The sequence below is a fragment of the Chryseobacterium sp. T16E-39 genome, from assembly GCF_002216065.1.
Lineage (GTDB): Bacteria > Bacteroidota > Bacteroidia > Flavobacteriales > Weeksellaceae > Chryseobacterium.
Genome location: NZ_CP022282.1, coordinates 2,135,675 through 2,159,814 on the forward strand (window position 1 = coordinate 2,135,675; position 24,140 = coordinate 2,159,814).

Annotated in this window: 25 protein-coding genes; all 25 read right to left on the reverse strand. The window is 33.2% G+C overall.

Features of this window, described 5'->3' with window-relative positions; translation table 11 throughout:
- Nucleotides 1-137 precede the first annotated feature (137 nt).
- Nucleotides 138-764, reverse strand: a complete 627-nt coding sequence (locus CEY12_RS09685; protein WP_089027505.1) for a DUF3575 domain-containing protein — start codon at nt 762-764, stop codon at nt 138-140.
- 15 nt (nt 765-779) lie between these two features.
- Nucleotides 780-1,361 carry a sugar transferase gene (locus CEY12_RS09690; RefSeq protein ID WP_317043957.1) on the reverse strand — a complete coding sequence of 194 codons (582 nt, stop codon included), beginning with the start codon at nt 1,359-1,361 and terminating at the stop codon, nt 780-782.
- Nucleotides 1,362-1,413: 52 nt separating this feature from the next.
- Complete coding sequence (locus tag CEY12_RS09695; RefSeq protein WP_089027506.1) at nt 1,414-2,556, reverse strand: aminotransferase class I/II-fold pyridoxal phosphate-dependent enzyme; 1,143 nt, start codon at nt 2,554-2,556, stop codon at nt 1,414-1,416.
- Between the two features lie 105 nt (nt 2,557-2,661).
- Nucleotides 2,662-3,213 (reverse strand): sugar transferase, encoded by a 552-nt coding sequence (locus CEY12_RS09700; RefSeq protein WP_089027507.1) that lies wholly within the window; start codon nt 3,211-3,213, stop codon nt 2,662-2,664.
- Between the two features lie 23 nt (nt 3,214-3,236).
- Nucleotides 3,237-3,425, reverse strand: a complete 189-nt coding sequence (locus tag CEY12_RS22805; RefSeq protein WP_317043958.1) for a hypothetical protein — start codon at nt 3,423-3,425, stop codon at nt 3,237-3,239.
- The gene (locus CEY12_RS09705; protein WP_317043959.1) at nt 3,422-4,141 is read right to left on the reverse strand and encodes an NAD-dependent epimerase/dehydratase family protein; all 720 of its coding nucleotides are present in this window, start codon (nt 4,139-4,141) and stop codon (nt 3,422-3,424) included. The genes CEY12_RS22805 and CEY12_RS09705 overlap by 4 nt, the downstream gene beginning before the upstream one ends.
- Before the next feature lie 28 nt (nt 4,142-4,169).
- Nucleotides 4,170-5,381, reverse strand: a complete 1,212-nt coding sequence (locus tag CEY12_RS09710) for a glycosyltransferase family 4 protein (RefSeq protein WP_089027508.1) — start codon at nt 5,379-5,381, stop codon at nt 4,170-4,172.
- Nucleotides 5,382-5,385: 4 nt separating this feature from the next.
- Nucleotides 5,386-6,522, reverse strand: coding sequence for a non-hydrolyzing UDP-N-acetylglucosamine 2-epimerase (gene wecB / locus CEY12_RS09715; RefSeq protein ID WP_089027509.1), 1,137 nt, complete (start codon nt 6,520-6,522; stop codon nt 5,386-5,388).
- An 11-nt stretch (nt 6,523-6,533) separates the two neighbouring features.
- Nucleotides 6,534-7,652: an NAD-dependent epimerase/dehydratase family protein gene (locus tag CEY12_RS09720; protein WP_089027510.1), complete on the reverse strand. Its 1,119-nt coding sequence runs from the start codon at nt 7,650-7,652 to the stop codon at nt 6,534-6,536.
- A 42-nt stretch (nt 7,653-7,694) separates the two neighbouring features.
- The gene (locus CEY12_RS09725) at nt 7,695-8,114 is read right to left on the reverse strand and encodes a WxcM-like domain-containing protein (RefSeq protein ID WP_089027511.1); all 420 of its coding nucleotides are present in this window, start codon (nt 8,112-8,114) and stop codon (nt 7,695-7,697) included.
- A 50-nt stretch (nt 8,115-8,164) separates the two neighbouring features.
- Entirely contained in the window at nt 8,165-9,199 is a 1,035-nt protein-coding gene (locus CEY12_RS09730) for a polysaccharide biosynthesis protein (protein ID WP_089027512.1), read from the reverse strand.
- Nucleotides 9,199-9,696 (reverse strand): CatB-related O-acetyltransferase, encoded by a 498-nt coding sequence (locus tag CEY12_RS22810; RefSeq protein WP_089029836.1) that lies wholly within the window; start codon nt 9,694-9,696, stop codon nt 9,199-9,201. Before CEY12_RS22810 ends, CEY12_RS09730 begins: the two co-directional genes overlap by 1 nt.
- A 28-nt stretch (nt 9,697-9,724) precedes the next feature.
- Nucleotides 9,725-10,774 (reverse strand): glycosyltransferase family 4 protein, encoded by a 1,050-nt coding sequence (locus CEY12_RS09740; protein WP_228409832.1) that lies wholly within the window; start codon nt 10,772-10,774, stop codon nt 9,725-9,727.
- 132 nt (nt 10,775-10,906) lie between these two features.
- The gene (locus CEY12_RS09745; RefSeq protein WP_089027514.1) at nt 10,907-11,836 is read right to left on the reverse strand and encodes a hypothetical protein; all 930 of its coding nucleotides are present in this window, start codon (nt 11,834-11,836) and stop codon (nt 10,907-10,909) included.
- A gap of 33 nt (nt 11,837-11,869) precedes the next feature.
- The gene (locus CEY12_RS09750) at nt 11,870-13,030 is read right to left on the reverse strand and encodes an EpsG family protein (protein WP_089027515.1); all 1,161 of its coding nucleotides are present in this window, start codon (nt 13,028-13,030) and stop codon (nt 11,870-11,872) included.
- Nucleotides 13,031-14,230 carry a hypothetical protein gene (locus tag CEY12_RS09755; RefSeq protein ID WP_089027516.1) on the reverse strand — a complete coding sequence of 400 codons (1,200 nt, stop codon included), beginning with the start codon at nt 14,228-14,230 and terminating at the stop codon, nt 13,031-13,033. It abuts the gene before it with no gap.
- Nucleotides 14,230-15,231: a polysaccharide pyruvyl transferase family protein gene (locus CEY12_RS09760; RefSeq protein WP_089027517.1), complete on the reverse strand. Its 1,002-nt coding sequence runs from the start codon at nt 15,229-15,231 to the stop codon at nt 14,230-14,232. Before CEY12_RS09760 ends, CEY12_RS09755 begins: the two co-directional genes overlap by 1 nt.
- Nucleotides 15,198-15,383, reverse strand: coding sequence for a hypothetical protein (locus CEY12_RS09765; RefSeq protein WP_089027518.1), 186 nt, complete (start codon nt 15,381-15,383; stop codon nt 15,198-15,200). The genes CEY12_RS09760 and CEY12_RS09765 overlap by 34 nt, the downstream gene beginning before the upstream one ends.
- A 3-nt stretch (nt 15,384-15,386) precedes the next feature.
- Complete coding sequence (locus CEY12_RS09770) at nt 15,387-16,850, reverse strand: oligosaccharide flippase family protein (RefSeq protein WP_089027519.1); 1,464 nt, start codon at nt 16,848-16,850, stop codon at nt 15,387-15,389.
- Nucleotides 16,851-16,856: 6 nt separating this feature from the next.
- Nucleotides 16,857-17,003: a hypothetical protein gene (locus CEY12_RS22255; protein WP_157676796.1), complete on the reverse strand. Its 147-nt coding sequence runs from the start codon at nt 17,001-17,003 to the stop codon at nt 16,857-16,859.
- A gap of 20 nt (nt 17,004-17,023) precedes the next feature.
- Nucleotides 17,024-18,139 carry a non-hydrolyzing UDP-N-acetylglucosamine 2-epimerase gene (wecB, locus tag CEY12_RS09775; protein WP_089029837.1) on the reverse strand — a complete coding sequence of 372 codons (1,116 nt, stop codon included), beginning with the start codon at nt 18,137-18,139 and terminating at the stop codon, nt 17,024-17,026.
- A gap of 6 nt (nt 18,140-18,145) precedes the next feature.
- On the reverse strand, nt 18,146-19,537 hold the full coding sequence (locus CEY12_RS09780) for a nucleotide sugar dehydrogenase (RefSeq protein WP_089027520.1): 1,392 nt from the start codon (nt 19,535-19,537) through the stop codon (nt 18,146-18,148).
- A gap of 81 nt (nt 19,538-19,618) precedes the next feature.
- Nucleotides 19,619-20,920, reverse strand: a complete 1,302-nt coding sequence (locus tag CEY12_RS09785) for a nucleotide sugar dehydrogenase (protein WP_089027521.1) — start codon at nt 20,918-20,920, stop codon at nt 19,619-19,621.
- A 65-nt stretch (nt 20,921-20,985) separates the two neighbouring features.
- Nucleotides 20,986-23,322 (reverse strand): GumC family protein, encoded by a 2,337-nt coding sequence (locus CEY12_RS09790; protein ID WP_089027522.1) that lies wholly within the window; start codon nt 23,320-23,322, stop codon nt 20,986-20,988.
- Between the two features lie 8 nt (nt 23,323-23,330).
- The gene (locus CEY12_RS09795) at nt 23,331-24,038 is read right to left on the reverse strand and encodes a polysaccharide biosynthesis/export family protein (RefSeq protein WP_228409833.1); all 708 of its coding nucleotides are present in this window, start codon (nt 24,036-24,038) and stop codon (nt 23,331-23,333) included.
- Between the last annotated feature and the right edge of the window lie 102 nt (nt 24,039-24,140).

Genomic DNA, 24,140 nt, shown 5'->3' on the forward strand with positions numbered 1-24,140 from the left:
CAATATTTTATATAATTATTTTAATATTGATTAAATATATTCTAATAGAACTATTTCTCAGCTATACCCTCATTATAAAATTAATCAGATTTGAAAAAACAATACGTAAATAATACTTAATGAAAGAAAAATTTTAATTATTTTATTTTATATGTCAGCATCAAACCTCCTCTTGTAGGGATTAGTTCACCACTTTTATTGAATTTCGTTGCTCCTTCATATCTTTGGTTATTATCTTTAAAATATCCTTTATAAAATGATTGGGTTGTTCCTATTCCAGCATATAAATCAAGTCCCCAATTATCATTGATTGTGAAATGATATCCACCACTTATACCAAAAATAAAGGCAAGTCCCTTCTGATACCTTCCTGTTACACGAATACTTCCATCAGGCAATCTTTCCGGATTTTTATTTTCATCCAGAACCTGTCTGTCATTCCAATAGTTCCATTTTTGAAGGTTGAATGCAGCCATTGAAACATAAGTTCCCACGTACCATTTTTTCATTTTCTCTTTAAAATAATATCTTCCCTCAACAGTTCCCATATAGGCCTGCAGGTTTCTGCCATCAAAAGATTTCCAAGGTGACACAAGTGCCTCAACCTGCATGGTGATTTTGTTATTAATTGGTTTTTCAACAGCAATATTGTAGATACCTACCGGAAGAAACAGAGTATTTACTTTTATTTCTGTTTGTGCACTCACAATAGATGCAAGAAATAAACTTCCTGTAAAACAGAGGTTTTTAATTAAAGATTTCATTAGACTTTTAACTTATTAATATATTATGTAAATGGTTTTGAGAAATATGTAAATATCTTTTTTAAAAGACAGATGATGGTAGTAATCAAGGTTCATTCTTACTTTATCAGGAAATAAAACCGTATCATTATACTGTAAAGGATTTTCTTGCTGGGATAACAATTCCTCTTCATTCCTATACTTAATTCCAGCTTCACTGGTAAGCCCGGGCCTAAGAAGAAGCACGAGACGATCTTCTCCCTGCAACTTATCATAATATCCCGAAATATCCGGACGAGGCCCTATTAAAGACATATCTCCCTTCAGAATATTGAATAATTGGGGAAGTTCATCCAATTTGGATCTCCTCAGCCAGTATCCTATCCGTGATTTTTGAAATGTTTTAGGATCTAAAGTTCTGAATTTATAAATATTAAAAGGTCTCGCATTTTGTCCAATCCGTTCCTGAATAAAAATCCCAGGAAAACCTGTATCAAAAGAGACCAGTATAACCAACAAAAAGAATAGAGGTAACAGGAGAATAACAGCAAAAGTTGCTATACTGTAATCCATCAACATTTTCCAAATAGGGTATTTTTTCACAATATTTGTATTCACCACAAATATATAAAATATGTCACACTAAATTGACTCATTCTGCTTTTCATAATCATTTCTTATTTTGAAAAAAAGAATTGATCACTTTAGCAATCCTTTTTTTGTCTTCATCTGACAGATTAGATCCTGAAGGCAGGCATAAACCCATTTTGAAAAGGTCTTCTGCTATTTTTTTCCCGTAGTAGGGTGCGTTTGAAAATACAGGTTGCATATGCATAGGTTTCCAAAGTGGCCTGGATTCTATATTACTTTCCAAAAATGCAAGACGTAAATCTTCATATGTCCGTCCAGTTTTTTTTTCATCAATTGTAACAGCAGACAACCAGTGATTAGAGAAAAAATCTGTGTTAGGCTCTGAGAACACATCAACACCGTCAATATTCTCAAAGAGATCTACATAAAAGTCATGCATTTTTCTGCGGGCTTCTATCCTATCATCCAAGACTTCCATCTGTCCCCTTCCAATTCCAGCAACAATGTTGCTCATCCTGTAATTATATCCAATATGGGAATGCTGGTAGTGTGAAGCAGCATCTCTGGCCTGTGTAGATAAGAATATGGCTTTATTTTTATCTTCCAGTGAATGGCAAACCAATGCTCCACCTCCTGAAGTTGTTATAATTTTATTTCCATTAAAAGATAAAATCCCAAATTGTCCAAAAATACCACAAGGTTTTCCTTTATACTGTGATCCTAATGACTCAGCAGCATCTTCAATTAATGGTATCTCATATTTTGAGGCTATGGATAAGATTTCATCCATTTTGGCAGGCATGCCATAAAGATGTACTAAGATAATAGCTTTTGGCTTTTTCCCTTTAGAAAGTCTGTCTTTGATAGCCTCTTCTAGGACATCCGGGCACATATTCCAGGTGTCAGGTTCACTGTCTATGAAAACAGGATCCGCTCCACAGTATACAATAGGATTTGCTGAAGCTATAAATGAGAAGGTTGATGTCAGAACTTCGTCTCCCTTACTAACACCCAACATTATTAGTGCTAAATGAATAGCTGATGTTGCAGAATTCAGAGTACAAACTTCAGTATTATTTTTTAGAAAGTTTTTTAAACTCAATTCAAACTCATCGATGTTACTCCCAATTGAGGTAACCCAGTTTTTTTGAAAAGCATCTTCAATAAATTGTAGCTCATTTCCAGAGAGATGAGGGGGAGAAAGCCAAATTTTATCTTGCATCGTGTGTTATTGTTGAGCAAATATAACTTTTCCTGTTGAAATTAGATCTTGGTTTTTAAATTTATGAAAGAGATTATAAACGATTATAGTGGTAATAACTCCATTTTATTTTTTGATTCTGTCTCCCTGTCCTTTTCCACCAACAGTTGCAAAAATATATTTTAAATAGTCTGATACCGTCAGGTTCCTAAGCATTTCAGCATCCTTTTCTGCCAATTCAACGGGTGTAGACATATCAATTTCATTAATTTGGGCAAGCCCTGTAATTCCGGGCAGAAAATTATATACTCCTCTTTTATCCCTTTCCTCTATCAATTCTATTTGATTAAAAAGATTGGGTCTTGGGCCTACAAGGCTCATATCACCAATTAAAACGTTAATAAGCTGAGGAAGTTCATCTAGCTTTGATTTACGTAAAAAACCACCAAATTTTGTTACAGAAGAAGTACTTGAAAGGTGCGTTGCTACAGATTTCGTATTAACGTGCATGGTACGGAATTTCATCAATCTGAATGGCTTTTTTTGTTTTCCTACTCTTTCCTGATAGAAAATCGGTGATCCGGTATCAAATAAACCTATGATATAAAGTATTACTCCAATAGGCCATAGAAAAAGAATTCCAAAAAAGGAGAATAAGAAATCAAGTGTACGTATCATTATAAAAATGTTTAAGTTTGAGTTTAATTAGTATTAAAACTTTTTACGGTTTTAATTAATCCTTCCTGAGCCGTTACAGGCAGTGATTTTATTTTTAATTCGTTTTTTATTTTTTGATTTGAAACTATATAAGATTCAGTAAGTTTCTTTAGCCTCTCTGAATTTAGCGGTAAATGTAATTGATCTCCCAACTTTGCAACATTTTCAATCATTTTTTTGATAGATTCCAAAGCCTGGCTTTTTTACCAACTGCATAATTAATAGTTTTGATCAATTCATTCGTTGATACCGCATCATCATCAGCAAAGTTATAAATTCCGGATGCCAAATCTTCCTTATTCAGCATTTGATCTACCAGAAAATTCAAGTTATCAATACTTAAAAAAGATCTTTTATTTTCAAAAGCAGTTAATGGCCATGGAATTCCTTTCTTTACAATTTTATAAAGCAAATTTAAATTCCCTTTATTTCCCGGACCGTGAATCATACACGGACGGATTACATACACCTTTTTGTTTGCAGGCAATGGTTGATTAAGAATATATTCTTCAGCTTCTTTTTTAGATTTACCATAAGGGGTATACGGGATTGCCTCTGTTTCTTCTGTTAAAATATGATCTACTCTATCTGCTGCTGCTTTTACTGAGCTAAAGTAAAAAAATTGTTTAATCTCCGAGTTTAAGAATTCATTAAATAATTCAATAGTAAGGTCCCTGTTTATTTGATAGTATTCCTGATCTTCAGAAGTATTGGATGTATCATGTGCCTTACCTGCTAAATGAATAATGGCATCAGCATTTACCGGAAAACTACTTTTCCAGTCTTTATTTCTAAGCGACAAAGAGATCACCTGATTATCTTTTTGCTTTAAATACTCTGTTAGGTTTTGGCCTACAAATCCAGACGCTCCGGTAATAATTACATTCATAAATTATATTTTAAATCTGATAAATAGGCTAATCTTTTCTTTTTATGATCTTTTCTAAATTGGAAATACAGGTAGACATTCTAAAATTATCTTCATAGTATTTTCTACTGTTCTCTCCCAACTGACCAAGCACATCACCTGGCAGTCCTGAAGCCTTTAAAATAGTATTGGCCAGCGACTTATAATCACCCGCAGCAACTGTAAATCCACAATCTGCTTCAATCACATTATCTGCACCTTCTCCATTCAGCATAGCAATAACCGGTTTTGATGCACTCATATAGGCTTGTAGCTTTGCGGGTACGGTAAGGTTGAAAATAGGATCGTCTTTTAATGTTACAAGCATTGCATCTGCTTTATCAAAAAAACTTGACATAGCTTCGACAGGAAATCTTCCCATCGTAAAAACAGTTTCCTGCAGTTGATGTTCTTCAATAAACTCTTTTACATAGGGCATTTTTCGGCCGTCTCCTACTAAGATGAACTTAATATCTTTTTTATCTTTGAGCTCTAATGCTGCTTTTACAATATTTTCAAGGTCTTGGGCTTCACCTATATTCCCGGCAAACATTACTTTGAAGCCTTCCGGTAGAGAAGGGATAGAAAAATCTTTATTTCCTTCCGATATAGTATCTTCTGCCCAGTTTGGAAAATAAACGATCTTATCATCAAAATTTCCTTTCTGATTAATCGATTTTCTAAATCCCTGGGATGTAATCAAAATTTTCTCTGAATTCTTATAAAATCTTTTGATAACGTTTTCATAATAATTCAGAATCCATTTATTTTTTACCCCACCTGCAATAGATAAACTTTCAGGCCATAGATCCATCACCCAAAAATAAACCGGTGTTTTCCATATCTTATTCATAAGGAGTGCCGGATAATATTGTGTTATCGGTGAAGGCTCGTGTACGATAATGGCATCAAATTTATTATTAAAGCCCATAAAAAAAGCTTTAACTGAAGCGAAAAAAGCAAAGCTGTAATAGTTTATAAATAATCGTATTCCACCCCCTTTTCCTCTTGGAAGAAGCAAAGATCTTATGACCTTTACTCCATTCACAATTTGCTTTCTATTTTTAAAAACACTGTATCCATCAAATATCTTTCCTTCTGGATAGTTAGGAAGACCGGTAAGTACAGTAACATTATGCCCTCTCTTTTTAAGTTCGAAAGCAAGATCATTACTTTTAAAGTTTTCCGGATAGAAATACTGTGTTATGATAAGGATATTCATATTTTTATTCTTCGCTCCACACCACTCTTTTGATATAATCTGTATAAGAAATAATAATTCTCACTACTTTTTCAGATACATTAGGCATAGAATAATCTGCAACAGGTCTGAAGTTGCGCTGCTCTCCAATATTTTGTCGCTGAACCTGTACCAACCCCTGCATAATACGCTCCGGTGACAATCCAACCATCATTACACTCGCCTCTTCCATTGCTTCCGGTCTTTCATGTGCCTGACGGATGTTTAAAGCTCTAAAATTAAGTATAGAAGATTCTTCAGAAATAGTTCCTGAGTCTGATAATACTGCAAAAGAACGCTTTTGAAGAGCATTATAATCATGGAATCCTAAAGGTTTAAGAAACTGGATTTCAGGACGAACTTCAACTTTCATTTTATCGATCATATTTCTTGTTCGTGGGTGTGTAGAAACAATAATCGGATACTGATAATGTTCTGCGATAGCATTTAAAGAATCAATTAATCCTCTGAAGTTTTTTTCAGAATTGATATTTTCTTCACGGTGAGAAGATACTACGAAAAACTTTCCTTCTTCCAGGTTCAGTTTCTCCAGTACATTGGAAGCATTGATCTCTGGCAGATAGTGATTCAAAACCTCAAACATCGGAGAACCGGTTTTGATAATTCTGTCAGCAGGCAGCCCTTCACGTAATAAATATTCCCGTGCAATATCAGAATAGGTTAAATTAACATCAGCCGTATGATCTACAATCTTACGATTGGTTTCTTCCGGTACTCTTTGGTCGAAACATCTGTTTCCCGCTTCCATGTGGAAAATAGGGATATGTCTCTTTTTAGCAGGAATTGCACAAAGACAAGAGTTGGTATCTCCCAAAACTAAAAATGCCTCTGGCTTTAATTCTTCTAATAGCGGATCTATTTTTATTAAAATATTTCCGATGGTCTCAGTTGCTGTCTTTCCAGCTGCCTCCAGGAAATAATCTGGTTTTCTAAGTCCCAGATCATCAAAAAAGATCTGATTGAGTTCATAGTCATAATTTTGACCTGTATGAACGATAATATGTTCTACAGCTTCGGAAGAGTCCAACGCTGATAATACTCTTGATAATCTAATAATCTCCGGTCGTGTTCCAACAACCGTCATTACTTTTAACTTTTTCATTAATTAATATTTTAAACTTCTACAAAATAAGTGTCCGCATCTTCCGGATTATAAGCCTCATTGATCCAAAAAATAGTGTACAATTCTTCTTCACCAATATTTTTAATATTGTGAGTATACCATATTGGCATATCTACGTAAGCAGGATCTACTCCATCCAGATAAAAATCAAGAACCTCGTCGGAATCTATTTTTCTTAACTGGATCAGGGCCTTTCCTTTAATCACAGCAAAACGCTCAATTTTTCTGGTGTGAAAATGATTTCCTCTTGTTATTCCCGGAACTGTGGTTGAAAATGAGCACTGCCCTCCAATTCCCAAACGGATAATTTCAACAAAAGCGCCTCTCGGATCTGTATGTTGAGTAAATTTAACCGGATAATGTGTTTTATAATCGATGTAAGAACGATAGGTATTAAATAAATTGTGCTCAAAAGAATCACTAATAGCAGGGATTTCACCACCATCAAAATACTTGGCTTTGAACTCATTAAGCAGCGCCAGGACTTCTGATACTTTTTTAGAAGCAGTAGGCTCCACAAATAATTCTTCAGTACTCTTTTCAGATCGAATCTCTTTAACAATCTGATCTACTAATTCCTGTACATAAATTAATTTTACTTCTCCATCATTGGCAATGCTGGGTGTTTCACCATGGGTCAGCTGATGACAAAAAGTGGCTATAAAAGAATTGTAAAAAGGTTTGCCAAATGCACCAAAAACATTCGGAATAATGAGTCCTGTCACTTTTCCATTATTTTCTTTGGCCCAGTTTACAATGAGCTCACGTCCTTCACGTTTGGACTTCCCATATAAATTGTCTCTTTCCTCCTGGGTAGAAGATGAAATCAATACATGTGCTTTAGAATTTGTACGTTTTAAAGAGTTAACTAAATTCTGAGCTAAAGCGACATTAGTTTCATAAATAAACTGTTCGCTTTCATGGCGGTTCATTGCTGCGAGATGAACAATAACATCACATTTTGAAACGAAGTTATCTAACTTCTCCTGGTCTTCAAAAAGTTCTTTCTCAAAATCAATCCGCTCAAATTCCTCCGGAAATAATCCTAATGTATTATATAAATGGCGACCTACAAATCCATTTTGGCCCGTGATTCCTATTTTTTTCATTTAATTATTTTTGACACAAATATTTGGTATCTCTCTAAATTCTTAAAAATTATTATTTTGTTTAAAATAATCTAATTCAAACCTATACTCATCTTCAATTTCTCCCACTCCATAATCAGCCAAAACAAGTAATTTACTTCCTTCTTCCAAGCTTTGGATAGCAGTTAAACAACCCGCATTGATATGCAGATAGGTTAAGGTTTCTGAAGAAAGTATATATTTGCTTATTTTCAGATCTTTTGAAGGGTGCTCAAAATCATCAACTACTATAACTGATATTTCAAACTGCCCCTTCATACATGCAAACCAACGTTGTTCAATTTTATGTCCCTGCCATCCTCTGACAAATTCAGTGGAATGATTCTCTATTGTATAAATACGCTTGATCAGGGAGGCATCAAACTCATTGTTATAAGTAATAATACCTCTTAAATCTTCATGTCTGTTTCCTTTTAGTATCATCAATCTATACTTTGATCATTATCTGGGAGCAATTTCTTGTGGAATGATTCTTATGGATATTGCATTACATCTTCACCGAATACTTCTTTTCGTATTAACGGAAGCGTGGATATTAACTTTTTTAAGCCTTCTACCCCTTGTTGTTCTGTATTATGAGAATGATAATCTTCTATTCTGGATATGTCTTCTTCTCCTTCAGAGAAATATTTCGCATAGTTCAAATCACGATTATCAGCAGGAATACGATAGAAATCCCCCATATCTTCAGCTTTTATCATTTCTTCACGCGTACATAGAGTTTCGTAAAGCTTTTCACCGTGACGGGTTCCAATAATCTTAACGGGAACTTCTTTACCTGTTAATTCAATTAGTGCTTTCGCTAAATCTCCAATACTCCCTGCTGGAGCTTTGTTTACAAACAGATCTCCTGGATTTGCATTTTCAAAAGCAAATAAAACCAAATCTACAGCATCTTCTAAAGACATGAAGAAACGAGACATATTAGGATCGGTAATGGTAATTGGTTCTCCTTTTTGGATCTGATTTAAAAATAATGGAATAACAGATCCTCTGGAAGCCATCACATTTCCATAACGTGTTAAACAAACAGTGGTATCTTTCAAATTACGTGCTTCAGCTACCGCCACTTTCTCCATCATTGCTTTGGAAATTCCCATAGCATTAATCGGATATGCAGCTTTATCAGTTGAAAGACAAATAACCTTCAAAACTTTATTTGCAGACGCTGCACGAATAACATTTTGAGTTCCTTCCACATTGGTCTTTACTGCCTGCATAGGAAAAAATTCACATGAAGGAACCTGTTTTAACGCTGCGGCATGAAAAATATAATCAACTCCTCTTGTTGCTGGTTCCACCGAATTGTAATCTCTTACGTCACCAATATAATATTTGATCTTCTCATTTTTATACAGGTTACGCATATCATCCTGTTTTTTCTCATCACGAGAGAATATGCGGATTTCTTTGAAATGATCGGTCTGTAAAAAGCGATTCAAAACGGCTGTCCCAAAAGATCCTGTACCGCCTGTTATTAATAATACTTTATCTTTAATTCCTTGCATTACTTTGTATAATCGTTAATCGTTATTTTTAAATTCTCTTTTAACATTCTCTGATGAATTTTTATTTCTTCTTCATTAAACCTAGCTTTAATAAACTTAGCTGGTGATCCTCCTATAATTGTATAAGGCTCAACATCTTTCGTTACTACAGAATATGCAGCAATAATAGCTCCGTTACCAATCCTAACTCCTCTGCTGATAAAGGCACCATATCCAATCCATACATCCTCACCAATTATAGTTTCAAGATCTGATTCTCTACCCGAAAAAATAATTGGTTTTTCAGGGTTCTTATAATAATGATCACCACCAACAATTTTCACTTCAGGAGCTAACATTGTATATTTACCTATACTGACCTTAGAATAAATAGTACAATTTGGTCCGATATAAGAGTATTCATCCGCTTTAAGATCACTTGCAATATTTGACTTCCCACCCATATAAAAAGTATCATGTACATTTTTTAAATGATACTTCTTTCGGTAAATAATCATTTTTATATTTCTATAAATTTGTCTCAGCTTATTTTTCATCGAAGTCATTAATAATTCTTTTTATAATTTCAATCTGATAATCAGGATTATATTTATCTTTTATTACTTTTCTGCAATTCTCTGATATTGTTTCCTCATCTTTTCGTACAACGATCCAATCCTTGATTTTAGATTTCAGATCGTCCAACGAATCTTCTACAAAAAAATCACCTGAAACGCCAGGAACAATTGCTTCAAATTCAGGCATTTGATTCTTAAAATTAGAATGGGTAATAACTGGAGTTCCATATACTAAAGAATGCATAGCTGTCAATCCAACATTTCCAGGAGAAATACATAGATCAGCATTATTAATTAGTTCAGCAATTTCTTCTTCTTTATAAGTAGCACCATAAAACCAAACATATGATCCCAAATTATTATTTTCCACCAAGTTACGTAAATCTTCTTCTTTTTCTCCTTTACCAATTATTACTAAATTGATAAATATTTCATCTTTCTGAAGCTCCTTTAATGCAAAAATAATCTGCTCAATTTTTTTCCTTTTCTGCAATCTCCCTATATAAAAAACGACTTTGTTATTATTTTTAAAATGATCTTTATAAATATTGGTTTTACTTAAGGATCTATATATTCTGTCTTGCTCTTCAAAATCTAAAGAATTATAAATAATATCTAATTTTTCTCCAGCTATATTTTCTTTTATCATCAACTGCTTTGCATAATCTCCGTACAATAAGATTTTATCAGCAAAAGAGAAATACATCTTTTTAATTATTCTTTTGCCAATACCTTCATTACCATACCAGCCATGTGACCACAAAATAATTTTCTTTCCCTTGATTTTAAGTACAATAAATAATAACCAATGGGTAATACAAAAATATTCACCGAGCAGGATATAATTGGAATAATTCTTAAAGGCAAGACTCATCAGCCCTTTCTGCCAATAAAAAATTTTATATAGTTTTACATATTTTAAGATACCCTTATACCCCTTCAATTCATTATAATCGAAAATCTTAATATCTTCGGAGTTATCACCAAAATAAAAATCAACAGATAATTCCTGATCCATCTTTTTAAATATTGGTTCTCTGTAATGCTGACCAAAGTTATATATTAAAACATTCTTATTTTTATTCCCCATTCTTAACAGTATCTATTTAAATATCTTTCAAGCCATATAAGTATTCATACTTGCTATTGCTTATTTAGTAGCATTATAATATGTTTTAAAGGTGTTTAAATCATACTGATCAACATCTTTTACATCTGAATATTCCTTCTGAAGGGCAGGATATTTTTTTCTATTTAAATAAAAATATTTTTGGCTGTCCCACCATATGATTCCGTTGACTCTCTTTCCTGAAGAAACACGAGAGGCTATCATTTTATAGTAATTCTTAAAAATATCAACAGGAATAAGAGACATCGCCATATTTGAATTTCCTGAGTTTCTTTTTTGCCATATAAACGGATAAACTTCCTTATTATATTTTTTACCCATTTCCAGTGCATAGTCGAGATTCACATAGATATAATCTCCACTCCCTAATTCTAATATCGGAGATCTTGCATTATATACTCTGGGATTTACATTGTACATATACAAAGAAGGAGCAATTATATCCACTGCAGTAAAAATAGGAGAAAGACGTGCGTTTATATTTTTCCAATCATTATTACTTCCTTTAAAAGTTCTTACAGGCAATCCATAAAATCCCCACTTTAAATTAGGACGCAGTTTTTTTGCTGTTCCCACAGCTTTAACAAATTGTTGAATAGCTGCCTCTGCATCACTATCATTTGAACCAGAAATAGCTTTCATCGCCGGTCCCTCCCAATCAATGATCGCAATTCCAGTGTTGTCGGCAGATGTTTTTTCCATGATATTTTTTGTAAACATATCAACATCAAGATTACTTCCATCAGTGGTAACTTCCTTCTGATAGAAGATAATTGCCTTTTCCAATCCATTGTCCTTAATATATGCCTCCTGCTGAGGATTCAGACCTGACATGCCAATATATAATTTAGGCTGTACCTGGGAATTCATTCTACCAGGAAAAACTAATAACAGGATTGCTATTAAAAATAACAATGAACTGTTTCTTTTTTGGTATTCTGTTACTTGCATTGCTATAATATTTAATTATTTTCAGATAAGAGTTTAATCCGGTACATTTAAACCTTTTTCTTTAATAGTCTCCCCTGTACGTTTATGATATTCTATTTTGTTGACATTACTTCTATAGCTTTTAGGTAAATGATCACCAGACAGAATATAATAAATACTATTGGTATAAGGAAGATATTGATATCCACTCCATATTGTTTTAAAAATAGTTAACCCAACTAGTAGATAAAGAGAATATTTAATTTTAAAATTCGCATATTTTATTATTATTGCTAAGCAAACGGCAAAAAATAGTCCAAAATATAAAGTAATTCTGAAACCTGTTGGAAAGATCATTAAAATCCTGAACAGGTACATATATAACAACGCGAAAAAGAAAAGGACATCGCCATATTTATTATTTAAAATTATCTTTCTATAGCGCAATAAAACAAAGAACAGGAAAAACATGATCAGAGAACCTAAAGTAAAGATGGCATTATTAGATTCTGCAACGTATACATTTAATAATTTATAGGCTATTGTAGGAAATAATGTAGCAAAGTAATTTGAAAACTCATTTAAAATCTGAGGAAACAAACCAATTACACACGCTATAATATACCAGACAGATAGTACAACATTCGATTTATATATTATTCTTTTCCTGAAAACTATTAGTAAAGATAAGAGTATCGGGGCAATCAATGAGATGTGGAATAAAAGCGCCAATAAAGCAACGATAATAAATTTAAGATATTTTTTATCTATTAAATAAACCGTACTCCATATCAATATCAATGATCCTGACATAAACCTTAAAGGATTATCAACCAACATAAAGAGTAGGTTATAATTAAGCAATAATCCAATCGCTAAAAACTCAGCCTTAATAAATTTCTTTATAAATTTAAAAACAGAATATAAATAGAGACATTTTATAAGTCCAAGAAAAAGCCAGAAATCGGGTATAATACGTCTTACAATATAAATGAGAAAATAAAATCCCTGCTCATAATCTCTCCGCAAAAGATCGTTATCTGTGGAAAGATTATACAAATCTTCGTAATGCCTCCAGTCAGTTCCTACCGTATAACCAAAGCACAGAAATGCATATAGCCATACCATAAATAACTTCTTTCCCAATATATGCTTTCTATCGGGTAAGTTATCCATAAGGATGCATAGAAAAAATGTTACAATATAGAAGAGCATTTACAATGTATTATATAAATTCAAGATATATTCTTTACCATAAGTATAATTAAAGCTACTGTTTTTAAGCTGTCCGTTTTTATAATCTGAATAGACTTTTTTAAATTCCATACAAATTTCATCTTCATTCGTAATATCAGCAAAATATTGCACATCTCCATTCTTATAAAGGTCATTTAAAACTCCTACTGATGGACTAATACTGAATATCGGTGTATTATTGGACATATAATCTCCAACCTTTGTAGGTAAGAAAATACCTTCTTCACACGGAGCTTCAATTATCAGAGCTACATCATACTCTTTTAAAAGTTCCAAGCTTTTTTTATATTCTACAGGAGGCAACAAACTGATCTGATTAGTGGGATCAACATTTCCCACTAATTCTCTTAAATCATTTTCAAATATTCCTATGAAATCAAGCACAACATCATCTGCATTATTTTCTCGGATAAATTTAGCAAATGCGCGGACAACAATCTTTGGATCACGAGGGGCACGAACATTTCCTGAATGAATCAACCTAAGTTTCCCTTTGTTCTCCTTATTCTCATTGGAGGGCTCATAAGCTAAATGAGGAATTATTATCGTTTTGTTTTTATCGGGATCAAGATAATTTAACATATAATTCCTTAATCTTTCATTTGGAAAAATATGTTTGTCTGCAAAATCCATTATTTTGATAATATTTTTATTGTAAAATGGCATTTTAGCATTTAATCCGCTCCCATAAGGAACAGGATATTTCAAAGGAGGATATGGATCGTTCCAGGTAGCAATCCATTTTAATCCGTATTTTTTTTTCAGATAATATCCAATTAAAAAGCTGGGAGTGTCTTTCGTAATAACATAATCATATTTTTTATCCTTAAAAAAAGACGTATTCTTAAAGATAACTTCGTAAGCCCAGTGCGCGCCTTTGAAAACAGTTCCGAACAATAAATAAATATACAGGTGTTGAAGTAAAGTTTTCAAAGTGAATTTATTATCAACTTCTACAACAATATTTCTATTAATTTTAACATTTAAATCTTCTAAAGATTGCGTAGATGGATAGTTACTCCATTTTATTTTTTTTGAAATTAAATCGATTTCATAACCATTATTACTTAATAGTTCTAACAGCTTGATATTAACTATAGCTTCAGGGGAATTAACCGGATATGAACTGGGTGCAATAAAAAGTATTTTCTTTGACATTATTCAAAATTTCTTAAAACATTTAACACATTATCTACCATCGCATTTGCTCTGTTATTAAGGTTATTATAGCTAACCTCTATATTTTCCTGATGCAAGGAATATTTGTCTTTTATCTCTCGGATATATGTATCCAGGGCCTGAATATCTTCTTTCGGATCCCAATAGTAAAATCCTTTAACTTCATCACAAAGAGCTTTAAGTTTTGGATCAATTCCCAAACAGATGGTTGGTATTCCAAGATTGAGCGCAAAAATTGCAGCATGATAACGAGATGTAATCAGAATATCACATTCATTTAGGTATCCATAAAACTTCTCAAACTCATATTTCAAAGGATGCCAGACAATTAGTTTCTTTATTCCTAAATCTGATCTTTTATTAACTCTTTGGATCAAGGCATCATCTTTTGATTCAGAAAACATAAATAAATTCCGCTCAAAATCTTTTTGTTCTGGTAACCAGTTAAAAATCTTATTATTGATTATTTCCCCTACATCATTGTGTGGCCAATCTCTAAGCACAACACCAAGCTTCAAATTATCATTATCGGTAATCTTATGTTTTAAATGATATTTCTTTTTAAAGAAATCCGTCAGACATAAATCTGCTCCGAAGCTTCTGTTTGATAAGTCCCATTTTTCCAAATATTGGAGAGAAATATTATCTCTGCAATAAATATGATCATACAAAGCCACTTCATTTTTAATCTCCGTTTCAACTTTCTTCGAATCAAATGGTCCCAGCCCTATTCCCAAAGCCAGCTTCAATCTGATCTCTTTTTTCTTTTTAGCTTTTGAGGCAAAAAAACTAACCAGTAAAGACGGTTCTTTTAATAAAAGATTGAAATATAATTTATATCTGGAAATTGTTGATATCTCTCTCTGTGATTTTTCAAATGAGAAAAACTGAGTTCCGCCACCCAGTATATAAATATCTGCGGACTCAAAACGGGAAGCTGCTAAACTCAGGAATTTAGCATTCTTGAATCGCTCTGTAATATATTTTTCTTTTTACAAACAATCTTTAAGTCGACATCTTTATTCATTTGAGCAAGAAGATCCAAGGTCATTTCCAGCAATAAATCATCCCCAACGTTTGCATCTCCATATGCCCCTTTGATTAATATCTCAATTTTTTTATTTCCCTGCATCTTTTAATTCTTTATATACAAATTATACCATCTCTTAATTGTAACCAATACGATTAGTATACTAACCACAAGTAAAATTATTCTAACGACCACAGAGACATTCATTTTAAAAAGAAAAAGTCCCCCAAGTATAATTCCAAAGTATAATAAATTATACCACGTTAGTACCAGTTTTCTGTTTACCAGCTTGTTTTTTATAAAATAAGGAATAAATAATGCGGTATTTAAAAAATAAGCTATTACAAAAGCTATCCCTCTTCCAATAGCACCATAATCAACAAGCAAATAACTAAATGCTATCGCTGTAGCACCCCAGAAACCATTACTAAAAACACTAAACCACATGAAATTTCCGGCAGCAAAATTTCTTGCAATACCTTGCTTCTGAGAATTGATAATTGTAAATATCGAAACCAATATTGTGGTCATGTACATATCATTATTATGATACTGCGAACCGAATAATGATGAAAATATTTCTGGTAAGAATACAGTCGGCAGACATATAATCAAGCCAAAAAACATGGGATGAATAATATTAAGAAATTCAAATTTCTTATTTCCATTTCCAAAATTTTTCATCGCATACGGATAAAAAACCTGCCCGATAATCGAAAGCAAAATCATTGAAATCTGCGAATAATTATTACTAGCATTAAATATTCCCATTTCATATAATCCGTTATGATTTCTCTTGATCAGGATACTATTACAAATCAGAATAATCGGATTTACCATAAGACTGCTAATGAACGCCGGCAAACTAAACTTTAATATGATATCAAAATTAGTTTTTACATTATCCAATGAAAACCAGATTCCATGTTCCTTGCAAACTTTCCTTAATAATATTGCAGAGCATAACCATATAGAAAAATTGGTAATTAGCAATGCCAAAGCAAATCCATTAACACCATATTTTTCAGTTAAAATGATAATTAAAGGAAAAGAAAGTAATCCATTAACAATGTTAATGATAGAGATAGACTTAAAATTTTCAAATCCTGCTAATGCTCCGGTTTGAAGACCATTTATTGAAGAAAAGAAAATAGCCACAGAGCAATACAGCATGGATTGCCATATGACTTCTTTACCCGTTAGTAGTACACAAAGTTCTTTATTAAAAACTAAGGAACTTACCAGTACAATTATAGCTAATAAAAAAGAAGATATGCGCACCAGGGAAAATATTTCACTGGTTTTTCTTTTGCTCTCCTGAAGGTTGATCGCAATATATTTTGTTGCGGTAACACCAAAACTAGCAAGACTCAGTAAAGAAAAAGTTGTTATATATGACTGTAAGATTCCTATATTTCCAAAGTCTGCAACAGACAACTTTCTAGCAACAAAAAACATAGCCAGAAAGCCAAGTCCTTTTGAGGCAATTACTCCCAAGAATGACCAAAAAACACCTTTTAAAATGGTATTTTTTTTAAACTCGTCAATAAGATTTTTAATTTTTATCATTAAATTTTAATGATTGTAATTTAACGTTACCCCTTTTTTTATGAATGTTTCATATTGAGAATAATCCCAATGCGTAAACATATTATTGCCAGATAAAGTGAGGGTTTCCCATCTGATATATTCTACATCAATCATTATTTCTTTTGACTGCATTCTTTTATTTTAAAATATTACTATTTTTCTTTAATGAATTCTGCAATTCTCTGACAGGCCTTGCCGTCACCATAAGGATTGTGCAGTTCACTCATCGATTGATAACGTTGCTCATCATTTAATAAGCTATTAGCTTCAGATACAATTTTATTCTTATCTGTTCCCACCAAGATCACGGTACCAGCTTCTACAGCTTCAGGACGTTCGGTAGTATCTCTCATGACCAAAACAGGTTTACCTAGGCTAGGTGCTTCTTCTTGTACACCTCCGGAATCTGTAATGATCATATAAGATTGATTCATTAGCCAAACAAAAGCCGGGTAGGCCAACGGATCAATTAATTTTATGTTTTCAATCCCCGATAGGATTTCGTATACGGGACCTTTTACATTTGGATTTAAGTGTACAGGATAAATGATCAGTACATCAGGATTCGAAACTGCTATCTCTTTTAAAGATTCGCATATATTAATGAAACCCTGACCATGATTCTCACGTCTGTGCCCTGTTACCAGAATTAGCTTTTTAGACGGATCTACGATAGACTTCAGCTGATCAATTTCATCATTGGAAATCACATTTACCCTATTGGTACTATCCAGTAATGCATCAATTACGGTGTTACCAGTTACCAGGATATCTTCAATCTTTACATTTTCTGCTAGTAAATTTTCTTTAGATTGTGAGGTTGGAGCAAAATGATAATCCGCTATACGTCCCGCAACCTGTCGATTGATCTCTTCGGGAAAAGGAGATCTTTTATTATGAGTTCTGAGTCCTGCTTCTACATGACAAACTTTAGCACCTGAATAAAATGATGCAATGCTTGCCGCCATAGTTGTAGTCGTATCACCATGTACATACACAAAGTCTGGTTTAAAATCTTCCAAAATTGGCTTTAATCCGGTAATAATATCAGCCGTTAAAGAATACAAATTCTGGTTAGGTTTCATCAAATCTAAATCAAAATCCGGTTTGATATCAAAAAAATCCAGTACTTGATCCAGCATTTCTCTGTGTTGTGCAGTAACACACACTTTAGTCTCAAAATTTTCATATTTTAAAAATTCTTTAACCAGGGGAGCCATTTTTATCGCTTCGGGTCTTGTTCCGAAAATGATTAAGTTTTTCTTTATCATAGCTTAATTACCTATTCCTTCGTAAGTAAATCCTATTTGCTGAATTGTTTCATGGTCCAAAATATTACGTCCGTCAAAAATATAAGCTGGCTTTTTCATCTGCTTATAAATTGCTTGATAGTCATATCCTTTAAATTCATCCCATTCCGTCAAAATTGCAATAGCATGTGCATCATGAAAAATTTCTGTAGTATAGTTATGCACAATGACACGTTTTCTGTTTTCTTCCGGAGTACGTGAATTCAGATAATCAAGATCTGAATAGATTTGTTCTGCAGTCACTTTTGGATCATAGACATGGATTTCAGCATGTTCATCAACCAACATATCTGCTACATAGATGGATGCAGATTCTCTTGTATCGTTAGTATCCTTTTTAAACGCCCATCCCAGAAATACAATTTTCTTTTCAGCCACTGTATTAAAAAGTTTTCTCACAATATTTCTTGCAAATCTCTTTTTCTGATGATCATTCTGAATAATTACCTGATGCCAGTAATCCGCTACCTGTTGAAGGCCTAATGATTCAGCAATGTAAACAAGATTAAGCACATCCTTCTGGAAGCATGATCCACCAAAACCAACTGAAGGCTTTAAAAATTTGGGACCGATACGTGAATCCATTCCCATGGCTTTTGCTACTTCTTCCACATTTGCTCCTGTGTGTTCACATAACTCAGAAATTGCATTGATCGAAGAAATACGTTGCGCTAAAAATGAATTGGCTGTTAGTTTTGTTAATTCAGATGACCAAACATTAGTTGTTAAGATTCTTTCCACCGGAATCCAGTGTGCATAAATATCAACAAGCGCTTGTTTTGCGCTAAGACCTGATTCTGTGTTATCTCCACCTATTAGTACCCTGTCAGCATTAACTAAATCCTGCACAGCAGTACCTTCTGCAAGGAATTCAGGATTTGAAAGAATCTCAAAGTGATGAGGATTCCCTGAATTCTTTAAAATATCTTTTATAACATTTGCCGTTCTTACCGGCAGAGTTGATTTTTCTACAATAATTTTATCAGAATTTGCAACATCGGCGATCTGACGTATACAAAGTTCTACAAACTTCATTTCTGCAGCCATTCCAGCACCCTCACCATATAATTTAGTTGGGGTATTTACTGCCATGAAGATAACTTCCGAGTCTTTAATTGCTTTCTCAACATCCGTTGAAAAGAATAAATTTCTACCTCTGGCCTCTGCTACAACCTGATCTAAACCCGGTTCATATACCGGTAGTTTACTTACATCAGGATCATTCCACGCTGCAATTCTATCCTGATTTAAGTCGACAACTGTAACATTAATTTCCGGACAATATTTTGCAATAACTGCCATAGTTGGTCCACCTACATAGCCTGCTCCAATACAGCAGATATTTTTAATTTTCATTATACCTTAATATTTTGTGATTAATTTTCTAATATTATTTAATGGAACTTATTCAATGTAAATAAGCTCTGCTTTTAAAAACTATAGTCTAGAATCATAATGTTTTAAAAATCCTTTTACATCATAAACAACACCACCTTCTTTCAAAAATTTTGACAGGTCAAGGTCCAAAAATTCATTATGAGAAACGGTAAGTACTATGGCATCAAACCGGCCTTCAATTTCATTCACCTGATCTACTGAACAAATATTATATTCATGTGCTACTTCTTTAGGATTTGCCCAGGGATCATATGTTGTAACTTCTAGAGAATATTCCTCTAATCCTTTTATAACATCGGCTGCCTTTGTATTTCGGACATCAGGGCAGTTTTCTTTAAAGGTGATACCAAGATTGAGGACTTTTGCATCAGTAATATTAATTCCCTTTTTGATCATTGTTTTTACTACCTGAGAGGCAACAAATGCTCCCATTGAGTCATTCAACCTTCTGGCAGTTAAAATAAGCTCGGAATAATACCCTACATCCTGTGCTTTCTGGGCCAGATAAAATGGATCAACTCCAATACAATGTCCTCCTACAAGGCCAGGTTTAAATGGCAAAAAATTCCATTTTGTTCCTGCCGCTTCCAGAACTGCATGAGTATCGATACCTAATAAATTGAATATTTTGGCTAATTCATTTACAAAAGCAATGTTGATATCACGTTGCGAATTTTCAATAACTTTAGAAGCTTCTGCAACTTTAATTGTTGGAGCGAGATGAGTTCCCGCTTTAATTACGGATTTATATAAGTCATCTATCACTTTTCCTATTTCAGGAGTAGATCCAGATGTAACCTTTAAAATTTTCTCTACAGTACGTTCCTTGTCACCAGGATTAATTCTTTCAGGTGAATAGCCTGCAAAAAAATCAATATTGAATTTAAGGCCCGAAATTTTTTCCAGTACAGGAACACATTCTTCTTCTGTCACCCCAGGGTATACCGTAGATTCATAAATAACAATATCTCCTTTTTTAAGAACTTTCCCTACCGTTTCTGAGGCTCTGTAAAGAGGTGTCAGATCCGGACGGTTATGTTTATCTACTGGTGTCGGTACTGTAACAATATAAATATTTGCATCTCTGATATCCTCTAAATCCGATGAACAATATAATCCATATGAATTCCCAGATTCTTTTAATGGGTTCTTTTCACTCAATACAGTTTGTAGTACATTGTTATCAACCTCTAACGTATTATCTATTCCCTGATTTAATTCGTCAATTCTTTTTTGATTGATATCAAAACCCACTACTGGATGTTTTGTTGCAAATAGTCTTGCCAGTGGTAATCCCACATAACCTAAACCAATTATACTAATTTTAACCTGTGTATTCATTGATATTTTATAAGCCAAAGCTTCTTAAATATTATTTATTTTTTTAGATCTTCTAATAAATAAGGTTACTTTTTAAATAGCTTTTGCCACCAATTTTCTTTTTTATCTTTCGTATAGCCATAACCATAACCATAGTTATATCCATATCCACCAGCACTTTTTGAGACGTCATTGATAACAAACGATACATTTGAAAGCTTGGAATCTCTGACCAAGTCATTAGTAAAATCTATCAATATATTTCTTGATACTCCCGATCTTACAACATATAACGTTGTATCAGCCACATCTGCAATATTAAGAGTATCGGATACAAGCATCAATGGTGCAGAATCCACAATAATATAAGCATACTGAGATGTCATTTGACTGATCAGTTTTTGATATCTTCCGTTAGATAAAAGCTCCTGAGGATTTGGAGGTATACTTCCTGCATAAATAACATCACAATTCGGATTAGTATCTGACGTATGAATAAGTTCATTTATATCAGTTGAATCGTCATACAAATATTCTGTAAGCCCCTTTCTTTTTATTGGCTCATTGTCATATCGCTGAATTTGCGGATTTCTAATATCAGATCCTATTAACAGCGATCTTCCATTTTTATTTCCTAGCGTAAGCGCAAGATTTACAGAAACTAAAGTTTTCCCCTCACCTTTAACCGAAGAGGTAACCATTATTACTTTAGCAGAATCTTTTACCGGTAAAACAAATTTAAGATTGGAAACCAACACCCTAAATGCTTCTGCCAATTCAGAAAAATCATTTTTCTGTACCAAATGGCTTTCCTTATCATTTAGTGTTGGTATATCTGCTAAAATACCTAAAGAGGAACGCTCTTTTATGTCATCTCTGTTATAAATTTTATCATCCCACATAAAGAATAAATAAAATACAGCAAAAGGAAGTAGTATCCCTAGTACGATAGCTCCAAGAAAAACAATACTTTTCTTTGGTGATATAGGAATATCATCCGTAAATGCAGGATTTACAATTTTCGCTTTTGGAACATTAACGGATAAATTGATAGCATTTTCTTCCCTTTTTTGTAATAGGAATAAGAAAAGCTGTTCTTTAAGATTTTGCTGGCGCTCTATACCACGATAAATTTTTGATTGCCCAGGAACCTTCTCAATAAGCCCGGTACTTGTAGCAATCTGGTTGTTGAACTGTGAAATAGTAGCTTGCACCGTTTCTTTTTGCTGGCGGATATTCTCGCGAACGATTTCTTTTAAAGATGCAATTTCTTTGTTCATTTCCACTACTGCAGGGTTTTCATTGGTAGCCTGTTTTAGTGTTTTATTTCTAGTAATAAGAAGTGTATTGTATTGAGAAATAGCCTGCTCCAGTGAAAGATTAAGTCCAAGGTTGGAAGGCATAAGTTGATTTCCTCCTTTCGCTGCTTCCTGTGCCAAAGAGTTCAGCAATTCAAGCTGTGCCTGCTGCTGAAGAAGAGCCTTAGTATTATCATTTGTATTCTGAAGAGCTAGCTGTGCCTGTGCTTCTAAATCGACAATACGGTTACGATTTTGAAAATCCTCTTTCTGGTTTTCCACTCCTGATAGATCTCGGGTAATAACCTCTAATCTTTTATCAATAAATTCTTGTGTATTTTTAGCCTGAAGATTTTTATCTCTGAGACCATCCAGATTATATTGTCTAGTTACTTCATTAAGTATTGCTTCTGATTTTTCGGGAACCCCTCCTATCAAGCTAATATCCATCAACAATGCTTTCTGATCAGGTAAATCTACTTTCACCTTCTCTTCTAATTTTTTTACCCTTTCTATCGGATTCCAAAATACCATAACATATTTTGAACTGAAGGCAATCCCTGAATTTTTATGTAGAATTACGGTCCCAAAATTTAAATGTAGCGGTTTATCAAACTCTCCTTTGATCTCACCTTTCTTTTCATCAACTAATGTAAATTGACGTTCTTTTACTTCAGTAACGGTATATTCTGCAGATTTAAATTTCTTTTCATTCTTAAATGAAAGAATTTTACCTGTAATAGGTATCTGCGTAAATAATTCTGAATCTTTAATTTCTCCCGCACTGAAATATTGTACACTAAGATTTAAATTTTGAACAACCTGCATAAGTATAGGTCGTGATGTTACCACAGCAACTTCACTCTTCATCTCATCTGAGTTTCCTAAACCTATACCTAAATTATCCAAATCGGCTAAAGCTGAAGTCAGATCAGTTTCCTTTTTATCGAATTTAAGAGTTGTTTTTGATTGATATTGAGGGATAGAATATCTTAGATATACATATGCTCCTACCATAAACATTAAAATGGAGCAAATAAACCAAGGCCATTTACGTAAGTACTGTCCAATAATCTTTTTTATATCTAATATTTCTTCTTTTTCCTGAGATTCTATGTGCTGCATGTTTTAGTTTATCGGGTTAAAGAAATAACAAGAGTTGCTGCGGCCAATGCTGAAGCAATAATTTGGAATGTTAGAGCTCTATTTGGATTAGAGTTAGCTTGTACTTGCTTATTATGATCTGGTTCTATATAAAGTACATCATTTTGTTTCATATAATAATAAGGCGAATTTACAATATCTGATCTCGACAAATCCAAATTAACAACCTGATCAACACCATCATCTCCAGGACGAATTAGTTTTACATTCGTTCGGTTTCCAAAATCTGTCATATCACCTGCAAGACTTAATGCCTGAAAAATATTAAGCTTTTGGGTAGGACTTTCTTTTTGTCCAGGAAGCTTAACTTCTCCCAATACACTAACATTGAAGTTTTTTAAAGTAATAGTAACCAAAGGATCTGTTAGATATCTTTTCAAACGTGATTCCAATTCTTGTTTTAATTGGATTTGCGTCATTCCTTTAGCATATACATTTCCTAAAACAGGAAAATTAATATACCCTTCTTCGTTTACCATATATTCACTAGGCTGAACATATTGGTTGATCCCGGTAGTTGATTCACTACCTACTTTATTTACAGTATTAAGATTGAAAGGCTTTACAGCTATTTCGTCTAGTGCAGAAACAAGAATTAACAGTACATCACTTTCCTGAATATGAAGCCCCTGAAACTTAGCTTTGGCAACTTCTTCCTCCATATTATGTTTTGACATATATACCATATTCTGCTTAGGCTTACATGATACTAAGACCACTGCCAAGATTAAAAGGTATTTAATAATTGTTTTATTCATGATATTATTTAAGTCTACTGA

Bases quoted from the DNA above. Each gene is read 5' to 3' on its own strand.
- CEY12_RS09685 (WP_089027505.1), bottom strand. From the start codon at position 764: ATGAAATCTTTAATTAAAAACCTCTGTTTTACAGGAAGTTTATTTCTT.
- CEY12_RS09695 (WP_089027506.1), bottom strand. From the start codon at position 2,556: ATGCAAGATAAAATTTGGCTTTCTCCCCCTCATCTCTCTGGAAATGAG.
- CEY12_RS09700 (WP_089027507.1), bottom strand. From the start codon at position 3,213: ATGATACGTACACTTGATTTCTTATTCTCCTTTTTTGGAATTCTTTTT.
- CEY12_RS22805 (WP_317043958.1), bottom strand. From the start codon at position 3,425: ATGATTGAAAATGTTGCAAAGTTGGGAGATCAATTACATTTACCGCTA.
- CEY12_RS09705 (WP_317043959.1), bottom strand. From the start codon at position 4,141: ATGAATGTAATTATTACCGGAGCGTCTGGATTTGTAGGCCAAAACCTA.
- CEY12_RS09710 (WP_089027508.1), bottom strand. From the start codon at position 5,381: ATGAATATCCTTATCATAACACAGTATTTCTATCCGGAAAACTTTAAA.
- wecB (WP_089027509.1), bottom strand. From the start codon at position 6,522: ATGAAAAAGTTAAAAGTAATGACGGTTGTTGGAACACGACCGGAGATT.
- CEY12_RS09720 (WP_089027510.1), bottom strand. From the start codon at position 7,652: ATGAAAAAAATAGGAATCACGGGCCAAAATGGATTTGTAGGTCGCCAT.
- CEY12_RS09725 (WP_089027511.1), bottom strand. From the start codon at position 8,114: ATGATACTAAAAGGAAACAGACATGAAGATTTAAGAGGTATTATTACT.
- CEY12_RS09730 (WP_089027512.1), bottom strand. From the start codon at position 9,199: ATGCAAGGAATTAAAGATAAAGTATTATTAATAACAGGCGGTACAGGA.
- CEY12_RS22810 (WP_089029836.1), bottom strand. From the start codon at position 9,696: ATGATTATTTACCGAAAGAAGTATCATTTAAAAAATGTACATGATACT.
- CEY12_RS09740 (WP_228409832.1), bottom strand. From the start codon at position 10,774: ATGGATCAGGAATTATCTGTTGATTTTTATTTTGGTGATAACTCCGAA.
- CEY12_RS09745 (WP_089027514.1), bottom strand. From the start codon at position 11,836: ATGCAAGTAACAGAATACCAAAAAAGAAACAGTTCATTGTTATTTTTA.
- CEY12_RS09750 (WP_089027515.1), bottom strand. From the start codon at position 13,030: ATGCTCTTCTATATTGTAACATTTTTTCTATGCATCCTTATGGATAAC.
- CEY12_RS09755 (WP_089027516.1), bottom strand. From the start codon at position 14,230: ATGTCAAAGAAAATACTTTTTATTGCACCCAGTTCATATCCGGTTAAT.
- CEY12_RS09765 (WP_089027518.1), bottom strand. From the start codon at position 15,383: ATGCAGGGAAATAAAAAAATTGAGATATTAATCAAAGGGGCATATGGA.
- CEY12_RS09770 (WP_089027519.1), bottom strand. From the start codon at position 16,850: ATGATAAAAATTAAAAATCTTATTGACGAGTTTAAAAAAAATACCATT.
- CEY12_RS22255 (WP_157676796.1), bottom strand. From the start codon at position 17,003: ATGCAGTCAAAAGAAATAATGATTGATGTAGAATATATCAGATGGGAA.
- CEY12_RS09780 (WP_089027520.1), bottom strand. From the start codon at position 19,537: ATGAAAATTAAAAATATCTGCTGTATTGGAGCAGGCTATGTAGGTGGA.
- CEY12_RS09785 (WP_089027521.1), bottom strand. From the start codon at position 20,920: ATGAATACACAGGTTAAAATTAGTATAATTGGTTTAGGTTATGTGGGA.
- CEY12_RS09790 (WP_089027522.1), bottom strand. From the start codon at position 23,322: ATGCAGCACATAGAATCTCAGGAAAAAGAAGAAATATTAGATATAAAA.
- CEY12_RS09795 (WP_228409833.1), bottom strand. From the start codon at position 24,038: ATGTCAAAACATAATATGGAGGAAGAAGTTGCCAAAGCTAAGTTTCAG.